The 15686-nt window shown below is 50.4% G+C and carries 17 protein-coding genes; 8 read left to right on the top strand and 9 right to left on the bottom strand.

From position 1 onward, the window contains the following. The first annotated feature begins 58 nt into the window (after positions 1–58). Both nhaD and EYB30_RS10680 read left to right on the top strand, forming a co-directional pair. Positions 59–1510: a sodium:proton antiporter NhaD gene (gene nhaD, locus EYB30_RS10685; RefSeq protein WP_410200341.1), complete on the top strand. Its 1452-nt coding sequence runs from the start codon at positions 59–61 to the stop codon at positions 1508–1510. A 24-nt stretch (positions 1511–1534) separates the two neighbouring features. Continuing rightward, a complete protein-coding gene (locus tag EYB30_RS10680; RefSeq protein ID WP_166838901.1) occupies positions 1535–1885 on the top strand; it encodes a putative quinol monooxygenase in 351 nt (116 codons plus the stop codon). Positions 1886–2402: 517 nt separating this feature from the next. On the opposite strand, the gene EYB30_RS18800 is transcribed toward EYB30_RS10680, so the two are convergent. Then, complete coding sequence (locus EYB30_RS18800; RefSeq protein WP_166838900.1) at positions 2403–2753, bottom strand: DUF2195 family protein; 351 nt, start codon at positions 2751–2753, stop codon at positions 2403–2405. Between the two features lie 315 nt (positions 2754–3068). Between EYB30_RS18800 and EYB30_RS10670 the strand changes: the two genes are divergently transcribed. The 5 genes from EYB30_RS10670 to EYB30_RS10650 all read left to right on the top strand — a co-directional run bounded on the left by EYB30_RS10670 (position 3069) and on the right by EYB30_RS10650 (position 5609). Next, positions 3069–3626: a GNAT family N-acetyltransferase gene (locus EYB30_RS10670; protein WP_166838899.1), complete on the top strand. Its 558-nt coding sequence runs from the start codon at positions 3069–3071 to the stop codon at positions 3624–3626. Between the two features lie 21 nt (positions 3627–3647). Further along, positions 3648–4019, top strand: coding sequence for a hypothetical protein (locus EYB30_RS10665; protein ID WP_166838898.1), 372 nt, complete (start codon positions 3648–3650; stop codon positions 4017–4019). A 25-nt stretch (positions 4020–4044) separates the two neighbouring features. Then, on the top strand, positions 4045–4344 hold the full coding sequence (locus tag EYB30_RS10660; RefSeq protein WP_166838897.1) for a hypothetical protein: 300 nt from the start codon (positions 4045–4047) through the stop codon (positions 4342–4344). After that, complete coding sequence (locus tag EYB30_RS10655; protein WP_166838896.1) at positions 4344–4790, top strand: hypothetical protein; 447 nt, start codon at positions 4344–4346, stop codon at positions 4788–4790. The genes EYB30_RS10660 and EYB30_RS10655 overlap by 1 nt, the downstream gene beginning before the upstream one ends. Positions 4791–4913: 123 nt before the next feature. Further along, the gene (locus tag EYB30_RS10650) at positions 4914–5609 is read left to right on the top strand and encodes an aspartate/glutamate racemase family protein (protein WP_166838895.1); all 696 of its coding nucleotides are present in this window, start codon (positions 4914–4916) and stop codon (positions 5607–5609) included. A gap of 125 nt (positions 5610–5734) precedes the next feature. On the opposite strand, the gene EYB30_RS10645 is transcribed toward EYB30_RS10650, so the two are convergent. The 8 genes from EYB30_RS10645 to EYB30_RS10610 all read right to left on the bottom strand — a co-directional run bounded on the left by EYB30_RS10645 (position 5735) and on the right by EYB30_RS10610 (position 13084). Continuing rightward, positions 5735–7858 (bottom strand): hypothetical protein, encoded by a 2124-nt coding sequence (locus EYB30_RS10645; protein ID WP_166838894.1) that lies wholly within the window; start codon positions 7856–7858, stop codon positions 5735–5737. A gap of 333 nt (positions 7859–8191) precedes the next feature. Beyond that, positions 8192–9082, bottom strand: a complete 891-nt coding sequence (locus EYB30_RS10640; RefSeq protein WP_166838893.1) for a choice-of-anchor L family PEP-CTERM protein — start codon at positions 9080–9082, stop codon at positions 8192–8194. A gap of 282 nt (positions 9083–9364) precedes the next feature. Further along, positions 9365–9817: a carboxymuconolactone decarboxylase family protein gene (locus EYB30_RS10635; RefSeq protein ID WP_241698011.1), complete on the bottom strand. Its 453-nt coding sequence runs from the start codon at positions 9815–9817 to the stop codon at positions 9365–9367. Positions 9818–9866: 49 nt separating this feature from the next. Beyond that, positions 9867–10706 (bottom strand): helix-turn-helix domain-containing protein, encoded by an 840-nt coding sequence (locus tag EYB30_RS10630; protein WP_166838892.1) that lies wholly within the window; start codon positions 10704–10706, stop codon positions 9867–9869. 10 nt (positions 10707–10716) lie between these two features. After that, positions 10717–11415 carry a DUF3379 family protein gene (locus EYB30_RS10625; protein WP_166838891.1) on the bottom strand — a complete coding sequence of 233 codons (699 nt, stop codon included), beginning with the start codon at positions 11413–11415 and terminating at the stop codon, positions 10717–10719. Further along, positions 11408–12055, bottom strand: a complete 648-nt coding sequence (locus EYB30_RS10620) for a sigma-70 family RNA polymerase sigma factor (protein WP_166838890.1) — start codon at positions 12053–12055, stop codon at positions 11408–11410. Before EYB30_RS10620 ends, EYB30_RS10625 begins: the two co-directional genes overlap by 8 nt. After that, the gene (locus EYB30_RS10615; RefSeq protein ID WP_166838889.1) at positions 12055–12657 is read right to left on the bottom strand and encodes an HvfX family Cu-binding RiPP maturation protein; all 603 of its coding nucleotides are present in this window, start codon (positions 12655–12657) and stop codon (positions 12055–12057) included. Before EYB30_RS10615 ends, EYB30_RS10620 begins: the two co-directional genes overlap by 1 nt. 151 nt (positions 12658–12808) lie before the next feature. Beyond that, positions 12809–13084 carry a hypothetical protein gene (locus EYB30_RS10610; protein WP_166838888.1) on the bottom strand — a complete coding sequence of 92 codons (276 nt, stop codon included), beginning with the start codon at positions 13082–13084 and terminating at the stop codon, positions 12809–12811. A gap of 145 nt (positions 13085–13229) precedes the next feature. Here EYB30_RS10610 and EYB30_RS10605 point away from each other — a divergent pair, with 145 nt between their 5' ends. Next, positions 13230–15623, top strand: coding sequence for a Lon protease family protein (locus tag EYB30_RS10605; RefSeq protein ID WP_166838887.1), 2394 nt, complete (start codon positions 13230–13232; stop codon positions 15621–15623). Positions 15624–15686 lie beyond the last annotated feature (63 nt).

Here is a 15686-nt window from a genome sequence, read left to right as displayed (position 1 = left end):
TATACTGTGCACCCGGTGTCCGCCGGGTGTCACCTTCTTCTGAACTGAGGACAAAATTGTGAAGCAGTCTGTGCTGGTGCTTTTGCTGTGCCTGTTGTTTACCCCCGCCGCTTTTGCCGCTACCGGCAGTTTAAATTTAACCTTGTCGCCGGTCGGTATTATCTCACTGGTGTTATTCGCGCTGGCGTATCTGCTGGTGATGATGGAAGAAAAAATCCATCTGCGAAAATCCAAGCCGGTACTGGTGGCCGCCGGTATTATCTGGGCGTTGATTGCCTGGCGTTATATTCAGGACGGTATCACTGGTGTAACGGCCGACGCGTTTCGCCATACGCTGCTTGAATTTGCTGAGCTGATGCTGTTTTTGCTGGTCGCCATGACCTACATCAGTGCGTTGGAAGAGCGGCGCTTATTTGATGCGCTGCGCGCCTGGATGATCCGCCGTGGCTTTAGCTACCGCACCTTGTTTTGGATCAGCGGCGTGCTGGCCTTTATCATTTCCTCTTTTGCCAACAATATGACCACCGCCATGCTGATGTGTGCCGTGGTGATGAAAGTCGCCGAGGGCGACAAGCGGTTTATCAACCTGACCTGCGTCAACATTGTCGTGGCGGCCAACGCCGGCGGTGCCTTTATTCCGTTTGGCGACATTACCACGTTAATGGTGTGGCAGGCCGGCATTATTACCTTTAATGAGTTCTTTACCCTGTTTATCCCGGCGGTGGTTAATTACATAGTGCCGGCGATTATTATGAGCCTGTTTGTTGAGCGGCGTTACCCGGCGGCGCTACAGGAAGAGGTAGAGTTAAAGCGCGGTGCTTTGCGTATTTTAACGCTGTTTTTAACCACCATTGCTATTGCTGTCTTGTACCACTCCTGGCTGGATCTGCCGCCGGTGCTGGGCATGATGACTGGCCTGGGTTTATTGCAGTTTTTTGGCTTCTTCCTGCGCAAAACCCTGCCTGGCTCGTTAGCGCGCAAACGTGCGATGGCCGAGCGCGAAGGCGATATCGAGCGTATCCGGGCGCTGGGCCAAATAGTGCCCTTTGATGTATTTAACCGTATTGCCCGCGCCGAGTGGGACACCTTACTGTTTTTCTACGGCGTGGTGATGTGTGTTGGCGGTTTAGGCTATATCGGTTATCTGGAGCTGTTGTCCGCCAGCCTGTATGGCAACGGTAATCCGACGCTGGCTAACGTTATTCTGGGCTTAATGTCATCGGTGGTCGATAACATACCGGTCATGTTTGCCGTACTCACCATGCAGCCGGACATGTCGCACGGCCAGTGGTTGCTTATTACGTTAACCGCGGGTGTCGGTGGCAGTTTGTTGTCGATAGGTTCGGCGGCTGGCGTTGCGTTAATGGGCCAGGCCCGTGGTTACTACACCTTTGTTGGCCATTTAAAATGGGCACCGGTGATATTGCTGGGCTACGGTGCCAGCGTGGTCACACATTTGTATTTAAACGCCGAGCTGTTTCAAATCTTCGGCAGAGCGGCCGGGCATTAAGCCAGCAGCAGTTAAGGAGGCATGATGTCTAAAAAAGTCTATTGTATCGCCCAGTTTTTACCCAAACCGGGCAAGGCTGATGAGCTATTCAAGGTGCTGCAAAGCCTGGAACCCAACAGCAACCGCGAAGACGGCTGCCTTCAGTATATCGTTACCCGGCAAATTAGCAGCCCCTTTGCTGAGGGCAAAAGCTTTCCGATTGCCTTTAACGAAATCTGGGCAGATTTGCCAAGCTTTGAAGCACACTGCCAGCGCAGCGAGATAAAGCAGTTCTTTGAAACCTACTGCCTGGCCGAAAACGGTTTAGCCGCCGACTGGAATGTGTGTATTTACACCGACGAGCCGGCTAATTTCGATGCACCTAAGCTAGGTTAACAACCTGACAAAAAACCTGCGCCAGCAGGTTTTTTTCTGTCCGTAATTCAACGGTAGTGCTCGGCATAGCATGCCGCTAACGTTCACTTCGGTTAACCTGCCAATAGGTAAAGCTATTGTGTAATACCACTACGGCCAGGATAGTAAGCTTGCCCGGCCAGCTAAGAGTGATGTTGAATAAAGCCAAGGCCATAACAGTGGCACCGGACAATAACGTAGCATGCATTACAGTGTAAAAAACATAAACCTGGCGTTTCTGACTACCGGCTGGTAACGCAGATAGCCGTTTCATTGTCCAAACGGCGCCGAATAGCGCCGCAACAGACCAAAACAAATAGCCAAACATTAAATCTCGCCCTTGTTCAGAAGCCCTCGAGGCATAAGTCTACGTTTTGCATTTTTTTGCATTCGTTGACGTCATAGCCAATAAAACAAACACAAATATCGTAACACAGGCAGTTGCTATAGCAGTAATGTTCGCGACGTTACATCCGAAATTACCTGCCAAATGATGAAACTAATTACTACCACAACTAATTTGTAGTCTAAGCGCTTTCGGCATTGGTGCCTTGTTGTCAGTTGCCAACACAAATGAATAGGCGGTACTGCTTTTTAGCGTAATAGCTTCAGAGCGCAGATGTTGCTCCTTGCTATACAGGTGGTAACTGGCAATGGCCGATTTGCAACCGCAATAGCCCAGAGATTGTAGTATAGAAATATCGGTATCCAGCAGGGTAAGATTATTGCGCTGGACTATATCTGACTTATTAATCTGCACACATTGCTGTAGGCCATTTTCGATAGCGATAGCAGAGCTATCAACAGCGGCTGCGGAGAGTAGTATTAATATTAAGTTGCTAATAAACATATAGTTTCATTTTAAAAGCGAGCTCACCTCTGACTACCATATCGTAACACAGGCAGTTGCTATAGCAGCACTGTTTGCGACGTTACTTGCGACATGACCTGCAGCAGTTTTTATCAAAGTCATTCAACAAAATGTTTACAAAGGGCAAAAGGCTGTGTTGAAGTATTCGCTTAGAAGAGGGAGAGCTACGATGCAGCAAAAACAACCAGTTAAGGATTTTCGTTTTACGTCATTTATTTATGGCTTTGTATTTGGTGTCGCTGTGATGGCTGTTGCCTGGTTTGTGGTGTGATGTTGGGCGATAGAGGGATTGATATGGTATTTCCATCACTGGAAACTGAGCGATTATTGCTCACAGCGCTTCAACCTGACGATGAACAAAGTATATTTACGTTGTTTTCCAACCCGGAGGTAGTTAAATACTACGACTTAGAAGCGTTTTATGAACCACAGCAGGCAACAAATCTGATTAGCCTGTTTAAAGCGCGATACGAGGATAAGCTGGGGATCAGATGGGCTATTCGTTTAAAGACAACAGGCCAGCTAATTGGCACCTGTGGCTTTAACTCCTGGAGCGGCAAAATGCGAAACGCTGTTATCGGTTATGACCTGCACCCTGAATTCTGGCGACGAGGTTATGCCTTCGAAGCCGTTTATGCCATGGTAAAAGCGGGTTTTTCCGGCGCGCTGGCATGTGGCCAGTTGCATCGTATTCAGGCCGATACCGTGCCCGGCAACAGCGCTTCTGAAGCATTATTGCTGCGGCTTGGCTTTAAACAGGAAGGGCTTAGACGCGAGTGTGGCTATTGGAAAAATACCTTTCATGATCTGACATGCTTTGGCTTGCTTCGTCCTGACTTCAATGAAATATAGTACTGCCGCAGTTCAGAAACTATGACGCTGAACAGTGAACAATATGGATATGCCCTTGCTGAACGCGTGCTGGAGTATCTGCTCCAGTATGGCGCGATAAGGCATGAACATTATGGGTATTGCGGTGTGGGCTTTGTGATCGTGGAGCACACTATTCTTTACACGCACTTTGACGAGTGGCTTACTTACACCGCTGGCAGACAATATGTTCCCGGCGGTGATTATATTGGCATAATAAAGCGTTTCGATAATCCGCAGCATTTTATTGCCTGGCTGTCTGAGCAAAGTGATTTGTCATTGCACGGGGCTGAAACGGATGACCCCTGGTATGCCGGTAATCAAAGGATCACTAAAAAAAGACTGTTGAGTGTGGTAGCGCGCTTAACGCCTTAACAAACGAATGTAGAAAGCAAAACTCATGAGCAAAACAGGTAAAAATAATAACTTGTGTTACCGCTACGGCAATGCCAGTTGTCAGGTAAGGCCGGCAGATGGTGTTAGTGGATTTCTGCATAGCAGTGCTGACGGATATTTTTTCCGGGTATATGACAAAAGCGGTGACTTTACCGATTACCAGCTGTTGCATGATGATCTGGAAGTAACAATAGCCCGCGGAGCCTTGGCAAGCTTTTATGCTAACGAAACTATAGCGGTATTGGATCATAGCCCGGCAGTGTTAGGTTTAACGGCGGTAGCTACACCGGATAAGGAGGCCTAATGGATACTTTGCCTAAACTGAAGAAACTGCCAACGGCCTGGCTGTATAGTGTGGTGTACCGTACGCTGTTAGGCGCCATGTTGGCATATTATTTGGCAGAAATGGTAGGAAAGCCCTTGTTGCAACAACTGCTTTTTTTTACTGTGCTTGCTGTGCTGACTGTCGTGGTGGAACAATGGCCTAGAGGCCTTTTTAAACCTTATGCGGCCAGGGTGCAGCAGGGGGTTATCAGCGTATTGGGCCAGCAGTTTGAACTGGCTAAAATAGAGGGTATACAATACGAATTTACGCATCAGTACTACCATACGCTACAGATTAAAATGCAAGGTTATTTACCTGCCGAACTGCAGCTAACACAGCCTGATTATCTGGAAAACAACCGGCTGTTAAATTTTTTACGCCAGCATTATCCCACCTTAAAAGTGGTTGATGAACTGAATCGCTGAAAAACGACTGGGTTTGGTTATTCAGATGCTAAGAAAGCCAGCTATTAAATACCAGTCATATTTGTTTAAATCGCGCCGGCTGGCTAAAGTGCTGTATCCGTTACTGAGTGGCTGAGGAGCATAATGAAAACCATAGGCTTAATAGGCGGCATGAGCTGGGAGTCGACCATTCCTTACTATCGGCTGCTAAACGAAGGCGTAAAACAACAGCTTGGCGGGCTGCATTCGGCGAAATGTATTTTAGTCAGTGTTGATTTTTATGATATTGAGCGCATGCAGCAAGCCGGTGACTGGGACGCAGCGGCGGCTGTGCTGGCCGATGCGGCGCGCTCGCTGCACGCCGCCGGGGCTGACTTTATTGTGCTCTGTACCAATACCATGCATAAAGTGGCGGCGCACATTGAGGCGGCAGTGCCCATACCCTTGTTGCATATTGCCGATGCCACCGCGGCGGCGTTGCAGCAAGCCGGCTGTCGTCGCGCTGGGCTTTTGGGTACAAAATTTACCATGCAGCAGCCCTTTTACCGGCAGCGGTTGAGTGAGCAACATGGTATTGAGATAGTACTGCCAAACGAGGCCGAGCAAGATAGCCTGCATCAGATTATTTATCAGGAACTGTGTCAGGGCGTGATAAACCCCGAGTCAAAGCTGATAGTACGCAAGATGATGGCCGGTTTAGCCTGGCAGGGTGTGGATGGTATTATTCTGGGCTGCACTGAAATTGGTTTACTGGTGGCTAAAGCTGATGCGGCAGTGCCGCTGTTTGACACTACGCTAATTCATGCCAAAGCGGCGGTTGCGTTGGCGCTGACCGGCTAAGCACGGATATTAGCCCGCTTTTACTCAGCTTGTACTCAGCTTGTACTCAGCTTGTACTCAGCTTGCTGTTTACCTTGATGAAAACGCCAGCTGCTTGTCGCGGCTGGCGCTGCATTGCAAGCCGTTTAGTTTTTGCTTGCTTTAGACGTCCGGCTCATTGGAGTTGCATAAGCTGCGGCAGCGGGTACGTCGTTGTTACCCACCTGGGTATAAGTATCCAGCGGCGTTAGCTCAACGGTACCGTCTGCTAAGACCAGGATTTCAAATACCATCCAGGTATCGTTGCTACCATTGGTGTCTTCGTCTACAGACGGGGCAAACACATAGCTATTGCCGTTAAGTAATACTTCAACCCGGGCTGGCGACTGGTAAATAGTGCCAGAGCCTGAGAAATGATGCACCGAATAGATATAACGGCCAGGCAGTGGAAAGCTAGGCACCGTCAGAATTTCCGGGCCAAAGCTAGTAGTGTCATCTACATCAAGGTACATCGTAACGTCGTCAACCGTGGCAGTGCGGTTGCTGTAATAGATATGGAAGCGATCCGTCAGGCTGTCTGCGCTTAGCGGCCCTTTGAAATGGGTGTCTAAGTCACGCGGGTTTTCGTTCCAGGTCAGGCTGACGATCATCGCGCCCTGATCTGTGGTAATACAGTTGTTCAGGTTGTAATCGCTACTGCCGACATCGATGCGGGTAGTATTACTTTGACCATCCGCATCACGAATTGACAGCAGCACCTGACTGTTCGGGCGCACAGCTATGCTAAATTCGCCAGCAGCGTTGGTGTAGGCAACTGAACGGCCGATATAGTCAACGCCGTCAGCAATTAAGCGGGCGCCAGGGATAGCCACTTGCGTATCATCATCCAGAGCACAACCAATAATGGCAACAGAGTCAAATAAGAAGTCGGCGTTCCAGGTAGAAAAATGACTTACTTCACCGGCATAGTATTGGCGTCCTTGCTCATCTGTCATTAAAGTCGCTTCACCTTCGACATTCCAAATTCCGCTTTGCTCATTAAAATGGATCAACGGAATGGTCGCAGGTGGATTGGTGCCACGTGTTGCTAACGGAATACGAATTAATGCTGTGATATTCTCTGCCAGTTGCAGTGAGTTTCCTTCAGCATCGCTGAACGTCGCATTCAGGGCGCCGAACGATTCAAAAGACATTTCTGTATTGGTTTCAGGATCAATGGCGAGGTAATAACCCGGCATAATAGCAGGGTCAGATGAGGCATCAATATTGGTTATCGCTGCGCTAACCTGGCCGGTATAGCGGTTGCCTTGTGAATCAACAAAAGCATTAGCCGGTAGCGAAATCCGCAGTGCTGTAGCGGCATCATTCAGTTCAACCGCATCTGTTGCAGCGAAAGTTTCAGTAAATCCCACTTTTAGCATGCCAATGTTAATAGCGGTGTCAGGGTTTATTTCACTGGTTCTGACCACCTCTGAGCGGGTGGCATAGCCTGAAGCTTTAGCTCGTAAGCTAATACGTTCATAGTAACCAGCACCATTTACCGTGAAAGCACCATTTTCAGCTGACTGAACAACCTGTAACAGACTAGCTTCACCATCTGCTGCAACCACATAGACTTCAATATCGGCGTTTGCTATGGGTGCGCCAGTGCTATACGCATTTACCTGGCCGTTGATCTGGCCGAACGTAGTACACTCTAGTACCAGATTAGACAGGTCAGCAGTGACAACTACTGAGGTTGGTGTAATGGCGCAATGATGACCAACCGTTGCTGGCACACTAAAGCTCAGTTCAGTACCTGAAGGAAACTGGGTAGGAAAGACGAAGGCGCCGTCGGCCGGTATTACCAGATTGCCCGCCTGACCATCATAACTGTAAGCCAATGTAAATTCCCGGCCCAGGCCTGTTGCTGTGCCGCCGATGTTATAGGTTAAGTTGTTACAGGCGATGGCGACATTGCTTACATCAGAACTGACAAAGGTGATACTGGTTGGGCTGGTAAAGGCACATTCCTGACCTTCTGGCTGAGTTTTTATTGCAAGGTTAACGCCGGTCCCAGCGCTAAAGCCATTACCTAAGCTAATGTTGCCATTGCTGTTTAACTCAACTTCATTGGTGTTGACACTAACAACTAATTTGCCGTTTAAACCTGTTACGGTTCCGGATAAACCGTAAGTTGCTTCCGATGCGCTGTCGCTGGCAGAGCCGCCGCAGCCAGCCAGCATTGCTAACATAGTGACCGTTAGCAGTGACTTAAGTGGGTTGGTCATATTAATCTCCATGTTATGTTTAACCAAGCATGCATTAGTCCCTATGCTGCTTTGTCGATTTTGATCATTGAATCACGAGCGAAAATCGGAATTTTGCACCGCGTAAATTGGGGACAAATGCGGCGGCGTATGCTAACAGAAAGCTAACTATTTGAGCTACAAATAAATCAGGTTTTAATGATTTTGAGGGTGTTTCTGGAAGCAACAGAAGGAGCGCTCGACGATATTGCGGGTGGTTAGCTATGGTCATTAACTGCAGTTGTCGTAGCGACGAAAAAACAAAGCGGTGGTTTAACAACACCACCGCCTGAGGTTGCGCCGCTGCGGGGCTGCTTAACGTGGTTTTCTGCGGCGCAGGGCTGCGAACAGGCCCAGGCCCATTAATGCCAGGGTGCCAGGTGCAGAAACCGGGTTAGATGGATTATTTACACCCCCGGTATCGGCGCTGATTGCGCGCAGGTTAGATAACCAGACGCCACTGTCATAAATGCTGTCAGAGGTATCGGCGATGGCAATTTTAATGGTGTGCATGCTTAACGACGTATCCAGCAAGCCAACCAGGTTTAGCAGATTGCTAAAACCATCGTATTCCAGATCATAATCACCCTGAGTGTTGTCATTAAAGTTGCCGGCGTTTACCCCGGTGACGAAGGAGATCAGGCTGTTGTCCGGGAAGAACGCATAGTTAACGCCATCGACAAAGACACCGAATACGTCTGTTACCGCCTGATCCGGGAACTCCTCAGAGCCAAAAATAAAGTCCAGGCTGATAGCGTTTAAGCCGTCGGCGACAGAAAATTGAAACTCGATAAAGTTAACGTCATTCGTGTTGGTGCTGGGGGCGCCATTGCTGGCCAGCAGTGCCGACAGATCGCTGTCACTGCCGGTGCCGGTACCGCTGCCAAAACTGGCCGAGGTATTCGTATTGGGCAGATTAGCCCGGCCAGTACTGAGAAATGCGCCGCTGCCAATGCTAACAGTGTGCGCACCGTTGCTAAAGCTGGCGCCTTGATATAACGCTGACTGGCCGGTAGTGTCATCACCTAACAGCCCCTGAAACACCTGGCTGCCATCGATAACATTTATGCCGCTACCCAGCAGTGCATTGGTCATATCACGGGCAGCATCATCGCCGGGGTTTAGCACATCCAGACCGATAATTGCCGCTTGTGCAGGCAGGGCAGCACAAAAACCCAGCGCAACCACTAAATTCCTAAATGTCATTATTTATCTCCGTTTTTATTGCTGATAGTTATATAGCTACTTAAAGCCCGCAGCTTCAGCAATTTTTATGCCTTATTTTTTACATTTTTAATCAATTGATATTAAATAAGTATTTTGTTTATTGTGGTCATTGCGTATTTATATTGTAAATAATGTTGACGATATTGTAGCGTTTGTAGCGGCGTAGTGCTGGCTGTACTAACAACCGTTTTAAAAGGGTGAGGTTTGTCAAAAGCCGCTATCGCGCCACGGCATACCGCGGCTCGATAGCTGTCAATGCGGTTAATTTGCCGTCAGAGATGGTTGAAACTGGAAGCCCAGCGCTATGCGGTTCCAGGCATTCATGGTGACGATTATCGCGCTTAAGTTAACTATTTCTTGCTGGCTAAACTGGGTGATCAGTTCACTGTAGACAGCGTCAGACCGCTGTTGGCTTGGCAATAAGGTTAGCGCTTCAGCCCAGCGCAGTGCTGCGCGTTCGCGGTCAGAAAAAAAGCTTGTTTCCTGCCAGGCGGCCAGCACATCCAACCGTTGCTGTTGTTCGCCGTCGCGGCGGGCTTCTGCCGCATGCATATGCAGACAAAAAGCACAGCCATTAAGCTGGGAAATACGCAGGTGTAACAAATGCACCAACGGCGCTTCTATTACCTGCCCGGCGGCGTCGCCCAGGTTTGTCAGCGCGGTGACTAAAGTGGGTTGCAGTTTATACACATCGTTGCGATCTATGCGTGACATTATGTTGTGCTCCTTCGGATGATGAAGCCGCTAGAGTGACAGCTAAGGGCTAAACAGAATTGTATTTTTGCGACATGGTAGCTTGGTGTTGTTTACGCTGCCGGTACTGGCCCGGTGTCTGGCCGGTAATGCGCTGAAACTGACGGATAAAATGGGGCTGATCATAAAAGCCGCTACAGAGCGCAATATCGGTAAGTGACTGTTGCGGGTTTAGGTTAATCAATTGTCTGGCGTGGCGTATCCGTTGCAGCAGTTTTAACTGGCCCGGCGTGACGCCCACCTGTTGCTGGAACTTGCGCTCAAACTGACGCCGGCTCAGGTTAACTGCAAGGCTTAGCTGGTTAACCGAAGGCGTCGCCTGGTGCAGTAGCACCGGTAGTATCTGCTGAATAGGGCTGTTTTGAGCATGACGCTGCTGCATCTGCTGCAATAACCACTGCTCAATCTGCCCCAGGCGTTCGGCGGTCTGCGTTGTTGCTGCAAGGCGTTGCTGCAGCAGTGGCAGGGTACGGATGTCAAAATCAGCCGCATTTACCGCCTCGCTCTGTAGCTGTGGGGCATCGTGATCTAACAACTGAAAAGCGCCTCCGGGGTAAAAACGCACACCAACAATGTCCAGCCAGCCGCTTAACTGCAAGCGGCTTAACGTCTGGCGGCCGTTAAAATAGCAAAGTGGCCGCTTGCCGGGCTGAAAATAAAACAGCAGGCTGCTGCCACCATCCGGATACAAGGTTTGGCGGTAACCGGCCGCGGGTAGCACAGGCTGGCGCATTACCCAGTAACATTGTATCCAGGTGGCCAGCAGCGGGTGCGGCATAAAGGCCTGCAACCCCAGGTGCTGCAGATTACCTACCGGCGCGACGTCAGGGGAGGCGATAAGAAGCGGCATCAGGCTTGGCTCAGGCGGAAAAAATCAGCTTATCGGCTAACTTTGCCGGCAGTTGTTGTAAGTCAGCGGCGTTGTCGCTAACCACAATCACATTGGCCTTGGCCATCGCCAGTGTTAAGCCCTGATACTGCTTATCGGAAAATTGAGCGCTAAAGGCCAGTTCAGCGTCTTTGGGGACAACAAACACCGTGGCATAGCCAGTGGCTGTTTTAACGGCCAGATGCAGCGAACGTACGCCCTGAAAGGTGCAGTAACGGGCATAAATAATCTCGTCCTGCCAGTTTTGCAGGCTGGCGCTAAAGTCGGCCAGTTTCAGGTTTACCTCTGCCAGCGGTTGGGTGGCGGCCTGCGTTAGCAGGAAGTCATGCTCGTGATACACATGCGCCAGGGCGTGGCTGCCTAAATCTGTTGCATACTGGGACTGATATAACTGCACCCCCAGTACCGACACCAGCACTATACTGGCCGCCAGTGCTAGTGGTGTAAACCAGTTACGCCGCTGCTTTTGCTGCTGCGGAATTTGCAACAGGCGCTCGGCCAGCATCGGCGGCACCGGCACTTGCAAGGCGTCTTCCAGCTCGCGCTGTTGCTGTTGTAATTCACTGGCAAACAGGCGTAGTTCAATATCTTGCGCCAATGCCTGTTGCAGCGTCGGATCGTCGCTAAAGGGATCGGCCAGCAAGATACGGCGTAATTCTGTGTTATCCATGGCAGGGTTCCCCTATTAATTCCAGCTGGTTGCGCAGCAGTTTACGGGCGCGGAACAGCCGGGTATTGACGGTATTCACATTCAGTTGCAGCAGGCTGGCAATTTCATCGCTGTTAAAACCGACCAGCGCCTGCAATATCAAAGGCTCGCGGTATTCCAGCGGCAGGGCGGCAATATGGCTGCGCAATTTAGCATTGTCGTAATCTTGCTCTGCACTACGCTGACCGGTATCAGGCAGGCTGTCTTGCTCGGCGGCATCATCATAGTCAAATTGCTTACGCTCAAAACGGCGGGCATTCTCGCGTCGTAGTATGGTAATAAGCCAGGCTTTGGCGGCACTGGCATCCAGCAGGCTGTCCAGGCTTTTCCAGGCCCGCAAAAAGGTTTCCTGTACCAAATCCTGCGCAATATCGGCGTCTTTACACAGCCAGTAGCCATAACGGTACAGATCAGCATGGTAGTGTTTTACCAGCTGTTCATAGCGGCGTTGTTTACTGTCTTGCAACTGAAAGACTGCGGCGCTGCTGTATTGTGGCTCGCTCATAGGGGCTGGCTTAGTGGCTATTGAGGTGTCTGTGGCATTGTTGTGCGTTAGCCTAGCCTGATTTGCCGGTGTTGGCAAAAAATGAATGCTGGCCATTAGCGTACTCCGGCGATCAAACGGCGGTGCAGGAAATGATCCAAACTGGTGTAGCGACCGCCGCCACTAAAAAACAGGCTGAGTAACATGACAAAATAGGTCGCGGCAAATTCAATGCCGTTGTTCAGTATCACGATGTTGCCATTAGCCGTTAGCCAGTCATAATTGCCGTGTTGTTGTAGCAGGCTTTTCGCTGTACTGAGCTGCTCCGCTGCGTCTAACACGCGCTGATTAGCCAACCAGCTGCTGCTATCGGCAATCGCCAACCAGCCGTTAGGCCAGTGTACTGCGAAGATTGCCACCAGCATGGTAATCATTAACGGTATGCTAACCAACCGGGTAAACAGGCCCAACAACAGTAATGCTGCCCCCAGCGTTTCTGCCGCTATCGCCAGCGCGGCTAAAGCAGCAGGCAGTGGCAAGCCCAGGCCCCAGTCGGTATTACCAAACCAAGCCGTGGTGGCATCAAAATGCTGATATTTATTCCAGCCGGCCTGCAATAACACCGGTGCCAGATAAAGCCGCAACAGCAAAGGTGCCAGGCCTGACAGCTGCTGGCTTGCCTGTACGGCGCGCTGATAAAAGGAAAAAACCAACTGCATGGTGAACGCTCATCGTTGCTTTGATTGCACTATAAGAACGGTAAGCGGCTGGGAATATTTCACTGCAACTGCAATAGCAGCACATTAAGACCAGGTTTTGCATCGGGTTGCTGCCGCGTTCGGGACAAAACGCGGCGCGGGGGAAGGCGGTTTAATGGACCCGGTACAGCCGGCAGAAAAAGTCGATGACGGCGTCGGCATCCAGTTGCGAAAAGCGTACTTTGCGTTTGGCCATAATGGCTTCACCGAGGGTTTTTAACGTATGCTCCAGCCCTAAGCCGGCCGGGCGCTCCAGTTCGTGATCGGCAAACAAGAAGTTCAGGGCGGCACTGGTGTAAGATTTACCCGGCGTTAACGCCAGTAATTCAAGCTCTTGCAGGCGTACGCCCAGATTGCGGATCTTCTGTAAGCGGTAAGTCTCGTTCATGATTGGCCCCGTGTACTGTTTGCCTTGTTGCACACTGTATCGACAGTCGGGGGGATTTCTTTAATCAAACAGCGAAATTGCCGCACAGGGTTGCTGCTTTTTGCTAGTATAGCCGCAATAACTGCAGGTTTTGCATAGGTAATACATGACCCAACACCCACATCCACTGGCATTAACAGTACAGCAGCTTGGGCCGAATCTGGATAACAAGCTGATTAAGCAGGCGCTGGACGTGCAGCAACTGATCCCGGCCTTTATTGGCCAGGACAGGGCGAAATCGGCACTGGCGTTTGCCATTGGCATGGATATGCCCGGTTACAACCTGTACGTGATGGGAGAGCCTGCATTAGGCCGCTTTACGCTGGTGCAGGATATTCTGCAACAGGCGGCCAGCGAAAAAGCCACGCCGGAAGAGTGGTGCTACTTAAATAACTTTGATGATGAGCGGGTGCCGAACACGCTGCGCTTACTGCCGGGCGAAGGCAAGGTACTGGTTAAAAAAATTGAGGCGTTAATAGACGAGCTGCTGGATACCTTTCCGGCCGCTTTTGATAACCCGGGTTACCAACGCAAAAAGAAAGCCATTGCCCGCGCCTTTGACGATAAATACGAGCTGGCAATAGAGCTGGTAGAGAAAAAGGCACTGGAAAAAAACGTCGTGCTGTATGAAGAAAACGGCGCGGTGAGCTTTTCGCCAATAATTGATGGTAAACCGCTGGATGATCAGGAGTTTAGTAAGCTAACCGAAGAGCAGCGGCAATTTTTTTATGGTTTGGTGGGTGAGCTGGAAACCATTTTAAATGAGCAATTGCTGGAGCTGCCACAGTGGAAACGCGAGCTGTCGGAAAGCCTGCGCGCGCTTCGAAAAGACACCATAGAGCAGGCAATTAAGCCACTGTTAAAACAGCTGGAGCATGATTATGCCGCTGAGCTTGGTGTACTGCGTTATATCCGTGAAATGCGCAGCCATCTGGTAAAAGCCGTACTGGAACTGATGCCGGATGAGTCTGACAGCGAAAAACAGGAAGAAAGCGATAACCGCGAAATTTTTATCGAAGAATTTGTGCCCAATGTGCTGGTGCATTATGAGAGCATGTCGGGTGCGCCGATTATTTTTGAACCCAGCCCCAGCTACGGCAATTTGTTTGGCCGGGTAGAGTACAACTCGAACAGTGGTTCGTTATACACCAATTACCGGATGATCCGTCCCGGCGCCTTACACCGCGCTAACGGTGGTTACCTTATTCTTGATGCCGACCGGCTGCTAACCCAGCCGCAGCTGTGGGATGCCCTTAAACTGGCGCTGAAATCCGGCGAGCTGCTGATTGATACGTTATCAGAGCATGCGGTAACTAACTCCACCATTATTACACCCAAAGCGATCCCGCTGAATGTGAAAGTGGTGCTGCTTGGCTCACGTGACCTGTATTACCTGATCCAGGATGTCGATGACGAGTTTAACGAACTGTTCCGGGTGCTGGCTGATTTTGAGCACTATCTGCCCTATAACGCTGAGACAGTAAGTTATATGGCGATGCAAATCCGCGAGCAAATGCGGCTGTTGAATATCGATGAGCTGACCGCCAGCGGCCTGAAGCAACTGCTTAACTTTAGTTTTCGCCAGGCCGAGCATCAGCGTAAATTATCGGCCCGCTTTGCTGATGTACTGGAATTGGTGCGCGAAGCCTGCTATTACGCCGGTCAGCAGCATAGCAGCAGTTTATCTGCCGAACATATTCAGCAGGCGCTAAAAGGCAAACAGCACCGTACCGGGCGCATTAGCGAAGGCTTTTTGGAAGATATTCAGGAAGGCCAGATTTTAATTGATACCGACGGCCTGGCCGTGGGTAAAATTAATGGTCTGACGGTGCTGGAAATTGGTGACACTGCCTTTGGTACGCCGGCGCGCATTAGCGCCACGGTGTTTGCCGGCTCCAGTGGGGTGGTGGACATAGAGCGCGAAGTGGAGCTGGGCAAAGCCATTCACTCCAAAGGGGTGTTGCTGCTGACCGGTTATCTGGGGGCCAAGTATGCCCGCGAGTTTCCGCTGACGTTGTCGGCCAACATTGCGATGGAACAAAGCTACGGCCATATCGATGGTGACAGCGCGTCACTGGCTGAAGTCTGCGCCTTGCTATCGGCCATTACCGATATGCCGATTAAGCAAAGCCTGGCAGTAACTGGCTCGATAAACCAACATGGTCAGGTACAGGCCATCGGCGGTGTAAACGAAAAAATTGAAGGTTACTTCCGCTTATGCCAGAGCCGCGGCTTAACTGGCGAGCAGGGCGTAATTATTCCGGCCAGCAATCAGTTAAACCTGGTGTTGAATGACGAGGTTATCAGCGCGGTAAAGCAGCATAAATTCCATATTTATGTGGTTAAAACCGTTGATGAAGCCTTAACCTTGCTTACCGGTGTTGAGGCTGGCGAAAAGAACAGCCGCGGCCAGTATCCGAAGAAGTCTGTTAACGGGCGCGCTCTGGTGCGGCTGGCGGAAATTGCCGAGATAGTCAACGGCGCTATGGATGAAGATTAGCGGGGATACAGCACAGGCCTGGGCGTCATAGCTGCCAGGCCCGCTGCGTAACACAGATTGGTT

Source organism: Rheinheimera pleomorphica (genome assembly GCF_011634895.1).
GTDB classification, from domain to species: Bacteria; Pseudomonadota; Gammaproteobacteria; order Enterobacterales; family Alteromonadaceae; genus Alishewanella; species Alishewanella pleomorphica.
Note: the sequence above shows the minus strand (reverse complement) of the source record. Positions and strands in the feature narration are given on the sequence as shown.